The 16198-nt window shown below is 61.0% G+C and carries 12 protein-coding genes and 1 pseudogene; 3 read left to right on the top strand and 10 right to left on the bottom strand.

Annotated features, from left to right (window positions below):
- Positions 1-3 precede the first annotated feature (3 nt).
- From AC6IW9_RS06840 to AC6IW9_RS06800, 9 genes and pseudogenes are all read right to left on the bottom strand, one after another.
- Positions 4-1242, bottom strand: a complete 1239-nt coding sequence (locus AC6IW9_RS06840; RefSeq protein ID WP_497770616.1) for a 2-phospho-L-lactate transferase CofD family protein — start codon at positions 1240-1242, stop codon at positions 4-6.
- On the bottom strand, positions 1236-2399 hold the full coding sequence (locus tag AC6IW9_RS06835) for a glycosyltransferase (RefSeq protein ID WP_497772458.1): 1164 nt from the start codon (positions 2397-2399) through the stop codon (positions 1236-1238). Before AC6IW9_RS06835 ends, AC6IW9_RS06840 begins: the two co-directional genes overlap by 7 nt.
- A gap of 65 nt (positions 2400-2464) precedes the next feature.
- Complete coding sequence (locus AC6IW9_RS06830) at positions 2465-3646, bottom strand: glycosyltransferase (RefSeq protein WP_497770614.1); 1182 nt, start codon at positions 3644-3646, stop codon at positions 2465-2467.
- Positions 3643-4401 (bottom strand): class I SAM-dependent methyltransferase, encoded by a 759-nt coding sequence (locus AC6IW9_RS06825; protein WP_497772457.1) that lies wholly within the window; start codon positions 4399-4401, stop codon positions 3643-3645. Before AC6IW9_RS06825 ends, AC6IW9_RS06830 begins: the two co-directional genes overlap by 4 nt.
- 159 nt (positions 4402-4560) lie before the next feature.
- Positions 4561-5298: pseudogene (locus tag AC6IW9_RS06820) on the bottom strand (FkbM family methyltransferase); the annotation flags it as partial.
- 62 nt (positions 5299-5360) lie between these two features.
- Positions 5361-6803: a lipopolysaccharide biosynthesis protein gene (locus AC6IW9_RS06815; RefSeq protein ID WP_497770611.1), complete on the bottom strand. Its 1443-nt coding sequence runs from the start codon at positions 6801-6803 to the stop codon at positions 5361-5363.
- A 160-nt stretch (positions 6804-6963) separates the two neighbouring features.
- Complete coding sequence (locus AC6IW9_RS06810) at positions 6964-7497, bottom strand: hypothetical protein (protein ID WP_497770609.1); 534 nt, start codon at positions 7495-7497, stop codon at positions 6964-6966.
- A gap of 91 nt (positions 7498-7588) precedes the next feature.
- Entirely contained in the window at positions 7589-9841 is a 2253-nt protein-coding gene (locus AC6IW9_RS06805) for a polysaccharide biosynthesis tyrosine autokinase (RefSeq protein WP_497770607.1), read from the bottom strand.
- A 50-nt stretch (positions 9842-9891) separates the two neighbouring features.
- A complete protein-coding gene (locus AC6IW9_RS06800; protein WP_497770604.1) occupies positions 9892-11355 on the bottom strand; it encodes an O-antigen ligase family protein in 1464 nt (487 codons plus the stop codon).
- A 1080-nt stretch (positions 11356-12435) separates the two neighbouring features.
- On the opposite strand from AC6IW9_RS06800, the gene AC6IW9_RS06795 reads away from it, so the two are divergent.
- Both AC6IW9_RS06795 and AC6IW9_RS06790 read left to right on the top strand, forming a co-directional pair.
- Positions 12436-13998, top strand: coding sequence for an outer membrane beta-barrel protein (locus AC6IW9_RS06795; protein WP_497770601.1), 1563 nt, complete (start codon positions 12436-12438; stop codon positions 13996-13998).
- A gap of 24 nt (positions 13999-14022) precedes the next feature.
- Positions 14023-14532, top strand: a complete 510-nt coding sequence (locus AC6IW9_RS06790) for a hypothetical protein (RefSeq protein WP_497770598.1) — start codon at positions 14023-14025, stop codon at positions 14530-14532.
- A gap of 50 nt (positions 14533-14582) precedes the next feature.
- Here AC6IW9_RS06790 and AC6IW9_RS06785 read toward each other — a convergent pair whose 3' ends face one another.
- Positions 14583-15167 (bottom strand): polysaccharide biosynthesis/export family protein, encoded by a 585-nt coding sequence (locus tag AC6IW9_RS06785; RefSeq protein ID WP_497770595.1) that lies wholly within the window; start codon positions 15165-15167, stop codon positions 14583-14585.
- 221 nt (positions 15168-15388) lie between these two features.
- On the opposite strand from AC6IW9_RS06785, the gene AC6IW9_RS06780 reads away from it, so the two are divergent.
- On the top strand, positions 15389-16162 hold the full coding sequence (locus tag AC6IW9_RS06780; RefSeq protein WP_497770592.1) for a metallophosphoesterase family protein: 774 nt from the start codon (positions 15389-15391) through the stop codon (positions 16160-16162).
- Positions 16163-16198: the final 36 nt, after the last annotated feature.

Here is a 16198-nt window from a genome sequence, read left to right as displayed (position 1 = left end):
ATGCTATTCACAGGCATAGCAACGCTGCGCAGCGCGCGCTTCGTCATAAAGGGCAAGGATCGTCTCGACGACCTTGCTCCCGTCGTGCTTGCCGGGAGCTGATGCCGACTCGAACGCGTCGACGACACGTCTCACGGGAACGCCGGAATATCCGGTCTCGTCATAATGCACATAGGTTTCGCTCTGTTTTAACCGGCTCTCGTTCACGAGGATCACGTCGAAGAGCTGTTGTATAGGAATAGGCTGTGCTTCGGCGCTGGTCAGATAGCGAAAGGCGCCGCGCAGATAGTCAGACGCGACATAATGTGGCGTTTCGTAATCGGCCCCGATATTTGTGACGAATGCTTTGAAAGCCGTCGTGTTATTGGAGATCGTGCGCGCCAATCCGGTCGACATATAGGTCGGATAGAGAGACGAGTGCTGTGTGCCGGCCGAGTAGATGATGACATCTGCGTGTCGTAGTGCGCGTTCGACGGCATTTGAAACGGGTGCTGGCCGATGATGGCGCTCGAGAACGCGCCTCTTTTCTGCCGTGTCTAAGCGCTCGAACCTTTCCTTGTCCAGATAATGATCGAGGAGATAGATACTCTCGATCCGTACGTTCGAGCGCATCTCGACGATTTCTGCCTCGCTATAGAGTATCTCGCCATTTTCGCGGAGAGCAACAAGCTTCTTGTCTTGCTTGCTCGTCGAGAGCACCGTGCCACGTAGATCGAACAAGCGATCGATGAATTGAGTCGCTTCGTCGATATCGCGCTGAAACATGAGGAAAGCGCCAGCATAGACGCAATTCATCATCGAACAGTCGGAAAATCGGAATGGTGCGCCGAGCGCGCGCTCACTCGATGCGAGGCCCCTCAAAAACTCCTTGACTAGATCCTGTAGCGACGAGCGTATCTTTATGCTCTTGAAACATGCGCCAGTGAGATCGTCGCTCCGACCGTCAGCGAAGGCGCTCAAGACGGCGACCGCCTCGTCATGCGCGCAATCGATGGGAAAGCGATAGCCGAAAACGCGCAGATTCGCGGCGAAGTCCGGGTCGCCGAGCGGCAGCATCAGCTCCTGCACCTTGCGAATATCGGAAGGCCCGAGGATGCTGAAAAAGCGTCTGATTTCACCTGTCGATTTGCCGTCGTCATAGGCGTTCACGACCGAGGTGAGGTCGAGGCCGGGGCACTCCAGCAATGCGGGAATAAGCGTTGCCGCCCCTCTTCCGCCGTTGAATATCACCACTTTCAGCATGTGAGCTCCTCGCTCTCTTGCTCCATGAGCTGGACATAAACGGCGGCGTACCGGGAAATTCCTTCGGTGACATCGAACGCGCGGCTGTTTTCGCGAATATTCGTCGTTCCTTTGCGCGCGAGAACCTCGGCGATCGCGGCGCGAAAGGCGGTGTCCGAGAAGTCCGTGACCAGGACGGAGCCGTTCTTCTGGGGATCGATGATCAGATCCATGTCCCCTACGCCGGCGTTGGCGATAATCGGAACGCCACAGGCGAAGAGCTCGGCGAGCTTGGTCGGCGAGCATCCCGCCTTCGAGAGATCGGCGCGAATGAAAATGACCGCCATGTCCGCGAGCGAGAGAAAGGCTGGAACCTCGTCGCGATCCGCGGTGACGAACGACACGTGTTCGGGTCGAATGCCGAACTTGGCGCACGCGGTTTCGACCAGCTCTTTTCCGTTGTTGGAAAGAAACAGAAAGCGCGCATTCGGGCGCATCTCTAGCAGCTGAGCGAACAGCGCGATCATCGGCGCGAGGAGGTAGTCTGGTCCAAGGCTCCCGAGATAGAGCAGGACGAAGTCGCCTTCGCGTAGTCGCGCCTTTTCTCGGGCATTCACAATATCCGCCGCGCTGGCGCGGTTAGGATCGAAATGCGAAAAGTCGGCGCAGCAGGGAACGATCTGGAACCGAGCCTTTGCTTGTAGATCATGCTTCAAATATCGACTCGAGAGAATGTGGACGGCTCGTTCCGTCAGGCAAACAATCTTGTCGGCTGCGCGAATCATCGGACCCTCGAGCTGCTTGAAGAGGCGCGCCAGCGCCCTCCTCGGGCCGCGCGTCTTGGCGAGCATGTCGTCGATGAAAAAGTCGCGGAAGTCATAGAGGAAGCGGATCTGAAAGGACCGCTTGAGGCTCCAGCCGATCAACGACGCGGGAAAGCAGCGGCAATGCGTCAGGCGGACAGGTTCGGCTCGCGCGACGCGGCTCGCCGCGCGCCACATCCGTAGCAAGGTGATCGCTTGGCCGACGAGGGGAGGCTCGCCGACATAGGCGACGTGCGTCCAACTCACGCCAGCCTCGGCGAACGCGCAGCCGTAACGACGAACGAGCTCGTCGTGGCCGCGCTTTTCCGCAGTCATAACGTGAATTTTGAATCCGCGGCGTGCGAGGCCGAGCATATAAGGAGCGATCTGCGAGCGACCAATGTGGTCGGTGACGCCGTTGAGCGAGATATAGAGGATCGTCATCGGGCAGCGTAGAGCGTGTCGAGCCAGCGGCGGCGCGCGGCCGCTGGGCTGAAGTGGACGGCGCGCCGGATCGCTCCCTCGCGCCACGCGCGCACTTCTGTTTCGTCGCGATAAATTCGGGCGAGGGCTTCGCTCCATCGCGTCAAGCTCTGTGGTCGTGCGGCGGTAGGAACAGGGAGCAACACGCCGCACGGCGTCCATTCGGCGCACTCTCGATCCGGATCGACGACCCCATAGCCTAGAAGCGCCGATCGCACGCCGCCGCCCGGACAATCCGAGGCCAGGACCGGCGTTCCGATCGAAAGCGCCTCGAGGATCACTAACGGGAGCCCTTCGTTCAGAGAGGCAAGGAGCAAGGCGCCGGCGCCGAGGATGAATTCGGATGGCTCGGCGACAACTCCGGCGAAGACGACTCGTGCGGCCCGGTTCTCGATCGCTCCCCGCCGCAATTGTAGCGCGTCAGCTGATGCTTCGAGCTCCTCGCGTTGCGGGCCATCGCCTAGGAGAATCAATTGGACATTGTCGCGCACGAGCACGAATTCGCGCCAAGCCAGGAGCAGACCGCCAACGTTTTTCTCAGCGCTCATTCGGCCGCACCAGACAAAGCGGGTCACGCCATCCTGCGGTAGACGCGAGACGACGTCTGGATAGGGGACGAAATTGTCGATGTGGCCAACCCGCTCGCTCGGGAGGGCGTAGAGCGACGCCAGCTCTCCAGCCAGTGCTTCATTGACGGCGATAATGCGATCGAACAGCCTGTAGACGGCCGCGACGAACGGACGAAACCTGAGCATCGCGGCATTGGTTGGATTGTCGATGATGTTGATGTGGCACAGGGCGATTTTTTTGTCTTTTCCGCCGGACAAGGCGCTGATCAAATCGGCGCGCCAGAGATTGCTGATTGTTACGTCGATTCGAAGCCGATTCTTCAGTCGACGCAGACGCCATGCCGTGAAGACATATTCGATCGGACGCAATGGGAGCGGCAGCCGTGGTATCGGCCCGAGCGGATGGAACGACGCCGGGCTTTCGTAGCGCCTGTTTGCATGGGGCGGATCAAACGACGCCTCGAACACTTCGAGCTCGTCGGACGAAAGAAGGCGGGACAGCCTGTCGACCATCCGTTCGGCGCCGCCGACTCCAATAGAAGAGGGGATGAGAAGGAGGAGACGGCTCATGCGGCGCGCGCCTTCCGGCATGCATAATAGTGCCAAGGCGTCAGATAGAGCGATTTCACGCCTGGATCTGGGCCCGCGACGATGTCGACGATTTCGAGACCGGCCGCCCGAATCTGCGGGGACATGACTGCTGGCGTCGAGACATAATGACGCATGCCGCCATGCACTGGATCGTGGACATAGCCCTCGCCGAAGCGCCGACGTCGGCTCGTCGCGCCCGTCACGATCGTCGCGGACGACTTGCAGAGCGCACGGATGATCCGCCATGGGATTTGCAGCCCCTTCGCGTCCGACAGTCGCGGCCATAGGGCCAGCCGCTTCGCATTATGTGACGAAAAGATGAAATAGCCGCCGGGGGCGAGAATACGTTCGATCTCGCGAAGGCAACGGGCGCGTCCCTCATCGGTGCGGATGTCATCGATGCCGTTGAACGAAAAGACGACGGCGTCGAACTCGCCGTCGGCGAATTGGGTCAGATTGGTCGCATCGGCAAGCCGAAACTCGAGATCTGGAAAGCGCTTGCAACAGGCCTCGACCATCGCTTGCGCATAATCTACGCCGACGTAGCGGCGGGAGTTGCGCGCGAGATGAGGCGCGGTGCGCCCTGCGCCGACGCCAACGTCGAGGATGGAAAGCCCGGGCGCGAGCCAGCGTCGGAAAATTTCCGCTTCCGCGGGCTGAAGCTCCGACGCCCTTTCATAGATCGCGACAACCTGGGAATCATTGTATGTTTCATTATTGCTGTCCGTTTTCATCGCTTCTCCGACGCGCTTGGTTGCGCCGAGGGCGACCCGCCTCGGGTCCTCACCCGCTGGTCGCGTCGCGACAAAGTTGCGCCCGTCGATCGGATCGATCGAAAAGCCGGCGTGGCGAAGCAGCGCTGCGGCGTCGCCTCCGTCGGTCGTCCAGCTTTCGAAGACGAGACAGCGAATGCGCTCAAGCGATTGCGCGGCGCCCTGCAACGCGAGCCGCTCGGCTCCCTCGAGGTCGAGCTTGATGAATGCCACATCTTCGATGTCGGCGAGAACGTCATCGAGCGTCGTCGTCCGTACCTCGACGCTTCGGGCGACGCGGGCCGGCCCCGCGTCGATCGAGATGCTGGCCTGGCCGTAGAGGCCGACTTGGAACGAGGCGGAGGCGACGTCGTCGGCGCGGTCCGACAACGCGCGCTCGATCACCACGACATTCGCCAAGCGATTAAGCTCGATGTTCTTACGGAGGCAGGCGGCCGTGTCGGGAATCATCTCGATGGCGACAACCCGTCCGGCGTCTGCGACGCGACGAGCGAGATAGACGGTCACGGCTCCGATATTTGCTCCGGCGTCGACGACGGTGTCGCCTTCGCGTACATAGCGCCGGATTGTCTCGAAGAGCTTCGCATGAGAGGAGGGCACGACATGCGCCAGATCGTCGCTGTGTCTTCTGATATGAAACAGTCCAAGTCCTTCCGCGATCACAACGGCGTCTTGGTCGAGCGTCGGCTCGCGCCATCGACCAACGCCGGCGGAGTTCTCGAATGGCGCCCGCGCGAGAGAGCGCCAGAGCGTGACGCGGTCCTTTGCGACCCTGCCATGAATTTGGCGTATGACGACGCGACAGGCAACGAGCTTATGAACATAGGCTTCGCAGCTCCTGAGTGACTGCGTCACCATGTCGGGAAGCGTCGCTTTCAGATATCGACGGGCGTCGGTATTGAGCAGCAAGGCAGGCTCCTTCAACTTTTCGACACGGTCAGAAGTCGACGCAATTCGGGAGTGGCCCGCGAGATTGCGCTGATCGCCGCGGAGTCGATCCCCAGTTTTTCGCGTGCAAGGGTCCATAGCAGCACCCCTTTCACGCCCTCGGAGACGATCATCGCAATGGCCGCGGCCGTGGTTCCGCAAAATCCGTAGAGCGACAATGTCACGGCTATCCCGACCAAGAGGCCCGCCGCATAGGCGCGAGTCACGGCGTGTTCGAGACCGGTCATGTTGAGGATAGTGGCTGTGGAACCGAAGAAGCCTTCGATCGCGTAGGCGCCGCAGATCAATATCAGCGGTCGCCAACTCGCGAGATAGGAGTCGCCGAAAGTCAGAGCGATAAGCGGCTCGCCGCCAATGGCGAGCGCAATCATAAGAAGGAGCACGCTCGCGAACTTTGCGAGGGCGGCGCCGCTCGCCAGCATTTGCAGCCTTGTCCGATCTCCGACGGCATGCAGCTGCGCGACATAGGGCATAACCACGACATTGACGAGAGTTGAGGCAAATGCGGCAAAGCCTGCGATGGAGAGGGCGACACGGAAAATGCCGATCTCCTGGGGCGACGCCAGCGCGCTGAAGAGGAGAACGGCATATTGCCCATCGAGCGCGCGCAGCAGCTCCGTTCCGGTCATCGGCACGGCGCTCGTGGCCCAATCGCGCCAGCGTGCGGTCGGCTTGGCGGCTTTGACTTCGGGAGGCGTTCGCGACCATACCAAGGCGCCGCAAAAGGCGAGCGCGGCGAAGGATGCGAGCGCTTGGATCGCCAGCGCGGCCGGCGCGCCCAGACCGCCCAGTGCAGCGGCGGCGACGAACAACAGCACGGCGGCGATTGCCGGACGAAGGAGCACGTCGAAAATCTGTGCCTCGACGACGCGGTGAAGGCCACGCAGAATTGCAGCACCCAGATTGCCGAGGGCCAGCAGCGGAAGTCCGATGAAGCCAGCGTAATAGGCATTGGTCGAGCCGTCGGGGTTTGTCGCAGAGATCGCGCAGATCAGCGCGCCAGCCGATGCGACGATGATGGAAGCGAGTAGAACGGTGAGGGCCAGCCAGAGCATCGCGCCCTGTGCCTTGTCGAACGCGCGGGTCGCGATGGAGACGGATATCTCGCGGGTCGCCATCTGCGGTGCGGCGATCTGCGCGGGGATGAGCAGCATCGTCATCGTCGCGATCACCGTTCCATAGATCCCATACTGTGCGGGCCCGAGATAGCGGGCGAGTTGCACCCCGACGAGAAAAGCGACGAACATTCCAGCGATGCGCACGCCGGCGCTGCGGAGCGTCGCGTCGACGAGCTTGCGAGCAAGGCGGTCCGAGTCGTTGTGGCTTGGCGACGGGTCCGCGTCGCTCGCGCCACGGCGAAGGGCGGCGCCGATAGCTCGATGGCCGATTCCAAACGTAGATCCGAAGTGATTCATCGCACCGTTGCGCTCAGCTCGAAGCGTTGACGTTCATCAGCGTCGCGCGGAAGCGAGTCCTGCGTTTCGGTTTCCGCGAGATGCGAGGGCTCCACGCGGGAACCCGCCTGGGTTTCGCGAGCCAGATGTCCAGGCTGCGCGCCCAGCGACACGCCGCGTCTCATCGAGCGGCGCGCAGCGCGAGAGCGTCGGCCACGGATGCGCCACCCGCGCGCAGCAAGGCGGCGCGCATCTCGTCCCTCGCGCTTGGCGTTTGCAGGCGCAAAACGGCGCGGAGCGCCGTGCGTTTCACCACAGGCACATATTGCCAAGAGGCGACGATATCCGCCGTCGCCTTCTGGCGGCTGTCGGGTGGCAACGCCTGCCAGAGCGTCAGGCCGAGGACGGCGCGCCGCGCCATGATCCATCCCTCGTTCGGGCCGGTGAGGCTCGCCATGGCGAGCGCCATAACGCCCTTTTCGGTCTGTCCGCCGTCGAGACGTAGCGTCGCCAGCGTCACCCAAGCGCTGGCGTCGAGCGGCGCATGCGACAAGAGCTCGACGACTTCGTCACGTCTGCGATTGACGCCTTTGGCGGCCGAGTCATCGACGATCCGCCTGAGCGCTAGGCTCGCGACGCCGCGCTTCGTCGTCCATGGCGCAAGGCGGGCCACATCGCCGCCAGCGGACAGGTCGGCGAGAGCGAACGCGACCACATCGACTCCACTCGCAACTGCGAATAGACAGACGCCGACGATGATGATCGCCCCCCAGGCGCGAGGCTCATGTATGCGCAACGCGCGACCCTCAGCTGTCATAGTACTTGTCGTAATCTGCGCCCGAATTGTAATGATATATATTAGCATATGCTTTGTATTTTCTTGCCTCTGAGTCGATAACGTGATTGAACACGACGCCGACAACCTTGGCGTGGTCTGTGAGTTGCTGCGCCGATATCCGTGCTATCTCACGAGCGGTCGACGCCCAGCGGATGACGAAAACGACCTTGTCGGCGAGGTAATTCGCGACGATCAGCGCATCGATGACCGGCTCCATCGGCGGCGTGTCGACAACGATTAGATCGAATTTCGTTTGCAAATTTTCGACCGCCGACTTCATGCGTTCGGAGCCGAGGAGATCCGGGGGATTTTGCGTTCTACCGCCCGCGGGCAGCACCCAAAAGCCCGTCGCCGGCTGAAAATGAACGACGTCTTCGATCTCCGCTTCGCCGATGAGATAGTCGACGAGACCTTTGTTTTTCTCCAATCCGAAATAGCGGGACACGGATGGATGGCGCAGGTCGCAATCCACGACGAGCACCCTCGAGCCGGACTGCGCCGCCGAGGCCGAATAGCAGAGCGCGAGCGTCGTCTTGCCCTCCTCTGGAAGGGACGAGGCGAATTGCAGAACTTTCGGCGGATTGTCCACGTCCGCCATCCGAACGCCGCTGCGCAGCCCACGGAGTGCTTCACTGAAGCGCGACGTAGGTTTGAGCCGCGGGAGCGTCGGCAGCGTAGCGACCTCGCCGTCGACGATGAGGTCGACATCACGTTGCTTGGAGAGTGACGCGAGGACCGGCAGATGCAGAAGCTCTTCCACTTCGTGCGGCGTCGTGAATCCCGTGTGCAGCAGTTCCACCGCGGCGGCGGCGGCGACGCCCCCGACGAGGCCGATCACGGCGGCGATCACGAGGACAGGCCATTTCTTGGGCGCGCTCGGCGTGAGCGGTGGGAGCGCCGGCGTGATGACGCGCGAATCCCGCGCCTCGAATGTCGACTGCTCCTGAGTGATGCGCGACCGCTGCAAAAAGTCTTCGAACAGCGTGCTGTTGACTGCGGCCGTGCGTTCGAGCTCACGCAGAGCGATCGTCTTGGAAGCATCGAGGCCGGTTTGGCCGGTTGCCTCCTTCAGCGCCTTGGCGAGCGCCTCCTCGCGGGCTTTGGCCAATTGATAATCTTCATCGATCTTGGCTGCTGCGCGCTCGACTTCGGTACCGATCTGGCGCCGAACGTCATGCATCTGCGCGTGAATGTTGACGAGGCTCGGATGTTTGTTGGAGTAGCGCGTCGCAAGGTCGGCCTCCTGGCGCGACAGGTCCGCGAGCTGGCGGCGCAGGTCGGCGATCGCGCCGACGTTTGTCAGGTCACCCAGCGCGGCCATATTGGGCGCCCGGCTCTCGGCCTTCTGCAGCATTTCGAGCTGTGCCTTCCGCTCGGCGACCTCGGTGCGGGCGACGACGAGACGGCCGTTCAATTGGCCGATCTGCTCCTGGCTGAGAGTCGCTCCCGAACTCGACGTCGGAAGGCTGTTCTGCGCGCGAAACTGGGCGACCGCCTCCTCGGAGTTGCGCAATTCTTTGCGCAAATCGGCGACGCGGTCGGTGAGCCAGGCGGAGGCGCGGGCCGCCGCCTCGAAGCGGGCGTCGAGCTGGTCGACGATATAGGCGTCGCTAACGGCGTTGGCGAGACGCGCGGCCCTTACAGGATTGGTAGATGTAACGGCGATATTGATAAGATTTGCCTGTCCCGGGGCGACCCGCTTCACGTCGAGCGCCGCCTGCAAATTGCCGATCACCGCCAGTTCGTTCGCGGGGATGACGCCGATGGAATTCTCCTCGATCGGCGATTTGCGCGCTTTTGGCGTCGGCTTCTCGGAGAAGAATGATTTGATTTCGCCAAAGAGCATCCAGCCGTTCGAAGACAACGCCGCGCCGAATTCCGGATCGTTAATCAGTTTTTCCTTCGCGACGACGCGGCGCAGCAGCACCGTAGAGCGAATGATCGCCAGCTGCCCTTCGAACGCGACATTATCGAGCGCTGGATCGGAGAGGATCTGGCTCTGGCCGAGCACCTTCGCCTTGGGCGGCTCAAGCAGGATCTGCACATTGGCCGTATAGAACGGAGTCGCTTGGCCAAGATAGGCGATGCCGACGAGCGTCGCGGCGGCGGTGACGGTGGCGATGAGTTTCCAGCGCCGCCACAGGAAATTGATGATCTCTTGAAGATCGAATCCTTCCACGGCGGCGGCGGAAGCGCGCGGATTCTTCGTTCGGTCGAGCATCTCTTCATCCGATTTTTTTAATGCCTCCAAGGGACCGACGCACGCGCACGTCAATCCACGCTGGCGCGCTGCGGGCTCTCGGATTGGGCAAATCCCGCGCCAAGCAGCGCCATGAAAGTCAGCGTCGTGCCTTGTATCTCGACGCTGAAGTCGATCAGCGCATCTACCGTCGCCAGCGCGGCGGCCGCGCTGGCGACGATCGGCGGGGTTGTATGTATGCGCCGCGTGGCCGCCCCGATAACACATTTGCAGGCGATATAGGCGAGTGCCCCGAACAGCAGCGTTCCGAAGACGAGGCCGAGACCCTGAAAGACGTCGAGGTAACTGTTATGTGCTTTGTCCCAGACCTCGATCACGCTGATCGAACGATCCCGATACATCGGGAAGACCTCGGCGAAGGTCCCGGCGCCAAAGCCGAGAACGGGAGAGTCGAGGATGGACTGCAGAGTGATGGAATAGACGACGAACCTATCGACATCACCGATGCCGTCCGAGGCAATGCGGCCAACGAAAATGTCGCCGAAGAGGAAGACGCCTGCCGTGATGACGATCATGGCGAAGACGACCGCTTCGATGCGATGGTCGGCGTGACGCCTGTCGCGCATGATGGAGAGAGCGAACAGCACGAACAGGCCGAGCGCCGTCGACGAGACGCCCCCTCTCGAGCCACTGCGCAAAAGCGCCACGAAGGTGATCATGGCTGCCCCGAGAGACAGCCATGTCGACAATCTGCTGTTCTCGACGAAGCCCGCAAGGCGTCGGACGAAAGAGTCCGATCGCGTCGCCATGTCTCGCCGATAGAGCTGGAGCAATGCGCCCATCGTCGCAACAAGGCCGAGGCCGGCATAGGCGGCAAAGGAGTTGCGGTTGACGAAGGTCGAACGCAGCGATCCGGCTGCTGTGGGCGCATCGAACCAGAAGATGGCACTCGAGAATAGCGCCTGAGAGACTAGTCCGTAGACTGCATAGACAGCGACGATCGCTCCGACCGCACGTACCAGAAATTCCGCACGTTCGGCCCGCGCGCAGAGCTGCGTCGATACCCAGAAGGCGCTCGCGGCGGTGATCAGGCGAAGAAGCGCGAGCGCTGTCAAATCGCGATCGACGGAAATGCTGCCCTCGAGCGGATGCTCGAGGACGTCGCCCGCCATCGACCAGATAGGATGGCGCCATCCTGCAGGCGTCGCCGTCGACATCTGGATGAACATCCAGACGACGATGATCGTGAAAAGGCCCAACGGGATCGCCAGAATTTTCGGCGCCACGGGATGCGGACGCGGACGCATGAGCAATGCGAGCTCGTAGAACAATGCGGCGCCAGGAAATAAGATGGCATTGACGCCCCAGGCGAATGGCCGGTTGCCGCCGAGCCAGAACGGCGCCCAGGCTAGAGCGGCGATCAGAACGAGAAACAGAAAATCTTCGAGAGGCTCATGCGACGGCTGCGTGCTCGAAGAGGCGCGCGTTCGGCGTGGCGCGCGCGGCAACTCGACGTCGTTCGCACGGTCATGCACGCCGCGCGGCTCGCGCCTCATCCGGCCATGCCTGTCCACGCTTGAATGGCCTTTCGATAGCTTTCGATGCGGCGCGCCATGCTACCGCCATCCGGGTGAGCGATCGCTCATCCACATTTGTCGATCGACGACGGCGATGTTTCATCTACGTCGAAGTGAAGCTGTTTCGAGTTCCGGACAGCGAACGTACGCTGCCGAGAGGCGCACGGAGCTCTCGTCGTTGGAACGAGAGGACCGATTGGGCGATGTCGCTTGGAACGCGAACCGCCTCTGTTTGATCTGCGACGGCGACGCGATTACCTCGCATCAAGGGGCGAGTTCGATCCGAAAGGCGCGCCGCACACCACGAGAGCGTCGGTAAATATCTACAAACATTTCAACAGTCCTCTTCTTATATGCGATAGAGAGTGAATTTCAGGACTCTTGGTGCACGCTGGCGTTCCTAATAATAGGAAGTATATCTATAAACAAAATGGGACAGAAAATTTCGAAATAGCACAGAAATCGATTCCACGACCAAATATCGAACGTATTCGGCTACGGATTATGCGCTCATATCGATATAACGTGCGCTGATTACACTCACAACTTGTAGACCGAGACACATCACGACGTCAACACGCAGAAGCACGTAGAAACTGAGCGACGGGTCGCCCCGCCTTGTTCGTCGGCTTCTTTGCTACTATGGCGGAGTCAGACTTCTCGCCTTCGTGCATCATCGGCTACGGCTCCTCACCTTCCCGATGCGGATCTGCGGCGTCCTCCCGCCGCTCGAAGACGGGCCAGCGCACGGAGGTCGTCAGACCGATATCGAAGCAGGCGGCGGCCTGCAGGCGCGATATCCGCCCCGGATCGCCTTCATCACCTTCTCGCGAAGATCCATCGACAGCGCCATCATCTCCTCCATCCACGCGCCGCACACAATCCGCGACGCTTCTTCGGATGTGGGAATCCTCAGGGCTTTATTGAATCGCCATGCTCGGATGATGATCTAATAAGTGATCTTGCGTTCTTGACCGCGTTGGTGGCTCTCGCTACCAAATTGGCCGGAAGCCTTATCCTCGGCCGGCATGGATCCGCATGTGGAACTATTGTGTTTTATACTTGTTTCTACAGCCTTCGATCTCTCGATTGAGAGCCGAGAGGAATGCATCGAACAAAATTGGCAATCGCTGGTTTTTGGGACCCGTCCGAATTTTTTCGATGATCGCGCTCGATAGGACCGGTGCGATGCGCAATGGAAAGCCGTGGGCTCGTTCGTTCATCCACGCCGGACGCGCCGCGGCGCTCTGCTCTCTTTTTCTTGGAGACACTGTTCAGGCTGGCGGATCCGAACTTGGCGCATCCGAGTTCGTCGCGTCGACACCGAATCCAGACGAGGGACTGCCAATCGGCGGATGGCTCGTCTATACGTCCTTCTTCGCGGGAGCCGTATTCAACGACAATGTGCGCAATTCGTCGATGAGCAAGCAGTCGGCCGTCGGCGCAAGACTGCGACCGAGCGTGACTGCGACGCTCGATCTCGGCATCCACAAGGCCAGGGCCTATGCGCTGGCGGATGGGCAAATCTATCCGGGCTCGCACGGCTCCTTCTGGGATCTCGGCAATTCGACTTCAGCTAGCAATGTTCAGGCGAGGCTCGGCTTCTCGCATCTCTATCAGCCTTTTCCCGATCTCACCGTCGGCCTCGGCTTCGATTACACGCGTCAACTCGGGCTGTTCGGGCTCGGCTTAGACGGCGACACGCTGTCATCCGTCTTCGTGCCGAGCGGCGTCGTGGCAACCGGCGCGCCACGCTACATCAATCAGCTGACAGGCGTCGTCTCGGTTCAAAAAGAGCTCTCGAATACTTTCGTCACCTTCCAGAGCCGAGTGCAGGGAGTGCTCTACGACAGTCGCTCTTTTACGCCCTCGACCTTCGTCGGCGCCAATCCTTTCACGCAGCCGAACGGCGTGAATTTCACCACTTCGGCGCGTTTCGGCTACTGGGTCGGTCCGTCCATATACGCCTTTGTTGAGCCGGGCGGCTCGCTCCGGAGCTATGAGACCTTCCAAAGTGACAGCAAGGGGTACCGAATCGTCTCGGGACTAGGATCGGACCAAATCGGCCTTTTCAAGGGCGAGGTCTACGGAGGCTATCAGAGTCAGGCGAGCACGCATGGCTATTTCAGCGAGGTGTCGAGCCCGGCCTATGGCGGCCGGATTTATTATTATCCCACTCCCTATCTTACCATCTCGGGTTCGGCCGATAAGACGCTCGGGTCGACGGCGCCATACTCGGTCAATCAATGGGGCGTAAGCGCGCTCGATCCTCTGTCTTTGTCGGCGCGGCCGGTGACAGTCGCCAAGGCCTTTCAGTCGCGGCTGTCAGTGCAGTATTCGTTCTCGCCTTATTGGACAGCGAATGTCCGTGGCGGCTACGGCGAGACGCGCTACGCCAATTCGCCGCGCGTCGACACGGCATGGATGGCGGGCGCCGGCGCCAGCTACACGTTCTGGCGCAATGTGGCGCTCACGCTCGACTATCAATTCTCACGCATCAATTCGGCCAACGCGAATGCATTCTCGCCATTCATCTCGGACGCTTGGTTCGGCAACTATTCGCAAAACGTCATCACAGCTGGAATCACCTACAAATATTGAAAAATAAACCCGTGAGAGGGCGCCATGAAAGCAGTAGGAGCACTCGTCGTTTCCGCCGCGCTGATCGTCTCTTGCGCAAGCCCGGCGCTCGCCGCGCCGCGCCGGGCGAACGGTCCGCCGAGCGCTGCGGCCTCGCCCGCGCTGGCGGGGCTTTTCGCGCAATATCCCGCCGGCGGGCCGGGCCTCACTGTCGCCACGGAGACGCTTCTCGACGACAGTCCAGTCAACGCGGCTGCAATTGTCGAGGCGGCGAGAGCAGGCAACCCAGAACAAAAGGCCGCCATCGCCCTCGGCGTCCTACATGTCCTGAACTCGCTCGACTCGGCGTCGCAGGCGGCGCAAACGATCAATGCGGCTCTCGCCGGCGCCGATCCGGAATTCCGCGCCGTGCTGTCCGCTCTGCAAATCCAGCTCAATGCGCAAAATGAAGCCCGTGGCGGATTTCGCGGGGTCATTTTCGGTGGCGCCGGCGGCGGCGGATTTTCGGGAGGCGGCGGGCCGATCATTGCACCTTTCATCGTCAGTCCCAACTGACCGCCCGCCTCACTCGACACGACGCGCTCGTCGCCGGCGAGCCCCCATCATCAAAAATAGCGTTCTGGAATCTTGATCAGATCGCCGGGTGTGACCGGAATCATCGGCGAGAGCGGATATTCCTTGAAGCCGCTCTCGCCGGCATGCTGAATCAGCACGTTCGAGCGGCTGGCTCGATAGGTCGCGCCCCCGGAGATTGCGATCGCGCTCATGACGTTCAAGCCGCTCTTGAACGGATATTCGCCGGGCTTAGAGACCTCGCCGAGAATGTAGAATGGACGAAACGATGTGACGTCGACCGTCACCTTGGGACTGCGCAGATACTCCCCGCTGAACTTTTTGGAGAGATCGCGTTCGAGCTCCTGCTTGCCGAGCCCTGCGGCTTTCACTGTGCCAGCGAGCGGAAGGGACACATATCCCGCAGGGTCGATCTCATACTCGCCCGAGAGCCGATCCTCGCCGAACACGATGATGCGGATTTTCTCGCCCGGCTGCAGCGCCCGCGACGATGCGGCGGATTCGATCAGGCTGCGCTGCTCGTCGGCGGTGATCGGGCCGAGGGTCGATCCGGATTCGCATCCCGCCATCACCAGGACGCCGAACAAATATCCAATCGCCGAAACATTCCTCGACATTGCGACCTCAGGCAGTCGGAGTTCCCATGATTGCGGCCGTCGATATGAGTAACCACAATTTTCTCGGCAGTGCCGAAGATGTTAAGGTCGGTCCGCCGCGCTTGCCAGTCGCCAGAGGTACGGATAGGCGCAGGACAGCTTCGGCGGTGTGGCGGCGGCATGGCCCCCCCATCGAGGTCCGCGGCTCGGGCGAAGAGCGAGGTCTTTTTTGGGGAGCGTAAATGCTCGGTTTGGTTTTTAATCGTCGCAGACCGTTGGTGGAAACGGTCCATACGGCCGCTAGCGTGCCGCCTGGGCTGCGCATTTATGTCGTCGGCGATATCCACGGGCGGTCCGACCTGCTCGATCGGCTCGCGAGCCGGATCGAAGTCGATCTTCGCCACGGTTGTTTCGACGAAGTGTCGACCATATTTCTCGGCGATTACATCGATCGCGGCATCGACTCGGCAGGCGTGACGGAGCGGCTCTGTGTCGGCGGGTTTCCGACTTCCATCGTTGCTCTGCGTGGCAATCACGAAGAAATGCTTATGAGCTTTCTCGCTGATGAGCGGGTCCTCGACGGCTGGCGCCGCGTCGGCGGGTTGGAAACGCTCGTCTCTTATAAGGTCGATGTGACGGAGGTGATGCGCGGCCGTGAATATGCGGCGGCGCGAGCGTCGTTGCGATGCAATCTACCATCGCGGCACCTCGCCTTCTTTGAGCGGACGCTGCTCTCATGCAGCATCGGCGGATATTTTTTCTGCCATGCTGGCATTCGTCCCGGCGTGTCACTGACGCAACAGGACGAGCGAGACCTGCTGTGGATTCGCGGCGAGTTCGTCTCATTTTCGGAGCCATTCGAAAAGATCATCGTCCACGGGCATACGCCAGTTCGAGAACCGGAGGTCACGTCCAATCGCATTTGCATCGACACCGGAGCTTATGCGACCGGCCGCCTGACATGCCTCGTGCTGGAAGGCGAAGAGCGCCGTTTCCTTACGGCCGAATGCGTTTAGAGCAAGTTTCGAACGATATGAATCGATTTGGTTGTG

The organism is Methylosinus sp. shoA (assembly GCF_059718125.1).
This window is presented reverse-complemented; position numbering and strand designations above follow the sequence as displayed.

Excerpts from the sequence above, each read along its gene's own strand:
- AC6IW9_RS06840 (WP_497770616.1), bottom strand. The coding sequence starts at position 1,242 with ATGCTGAAAGTGGTGATATTCAACGGCGGAAGAGGGGCGGCAACGCTT.
- AC6IW9_RS06835 (WP_497772458.1), bottom strand. The coding sequence starts at position 2,399 with ATGCTCGGCCTCGCACGCCGCGGATTCAAAATTCACGTTATGACTGCG.
- AC6IW9_RS06830 (WP_497770614.1), bottom strand. The coding sequence starts at position 3,646 with ATGAGCCGTCTCCTCCTTCTCATCCCCTCTTCTATTGGAGTCGGCGGC.
- AC6IW9_RS06825 (WP_497772457.1), bottom strand. The coding sequence starts at position 4,401 with ATGAAAACGGACAGCAATAATGAAACATACAATGATTCCCAGGTTGTC.
- AC6IW9_RS06815 (WP_497770611.1), bottom strand. The coding sequence starts at position 6,803 with ATGAATCACTTCGGATCTACGTTTGGAATCGGCCATCGAGCTATCGGC.
- AC6IW9_RS06805 (WP_497770607.1), bottom strand. The coding sequence starts at position 9,841 with ATGCTCGACCGAACGAAGAATCCGCGCGCTTCCGCCGCCGCCGTGGAA.
- AC6IW9_RS06795 (WP_497770601.1), top strand. The coding sequence starts at position 12,436 with ATGTGGAACTATTGTGTTTTATACTTGTTTCTACAGCCTTCGATCTCT.
- AC6IW9_RS06790 (WP_497770598.1), top strand. The coding sequence starts at position 14,023 with ATGAAAGCAGTAGGAGCACTCGTCGTTTCCGCCGCGCTGATCGTCTCT.
- AC6IW9_RS06785 (WP_497770595.1), bottom strand. The coding sequence starts at position 15,167 with ATGTCGAGGAATGTTTCGGCGATTGGATATTTGTTCGGCGTCCTGGTG.
- AC6IW9_RS06780 (WP_497770592.1), top strand. The coding sequence starts at position 15,389 with ATGCTCGGTTTGGTTTTTAATCGTCGCAGACCGTTGGTGGAAACGGTC.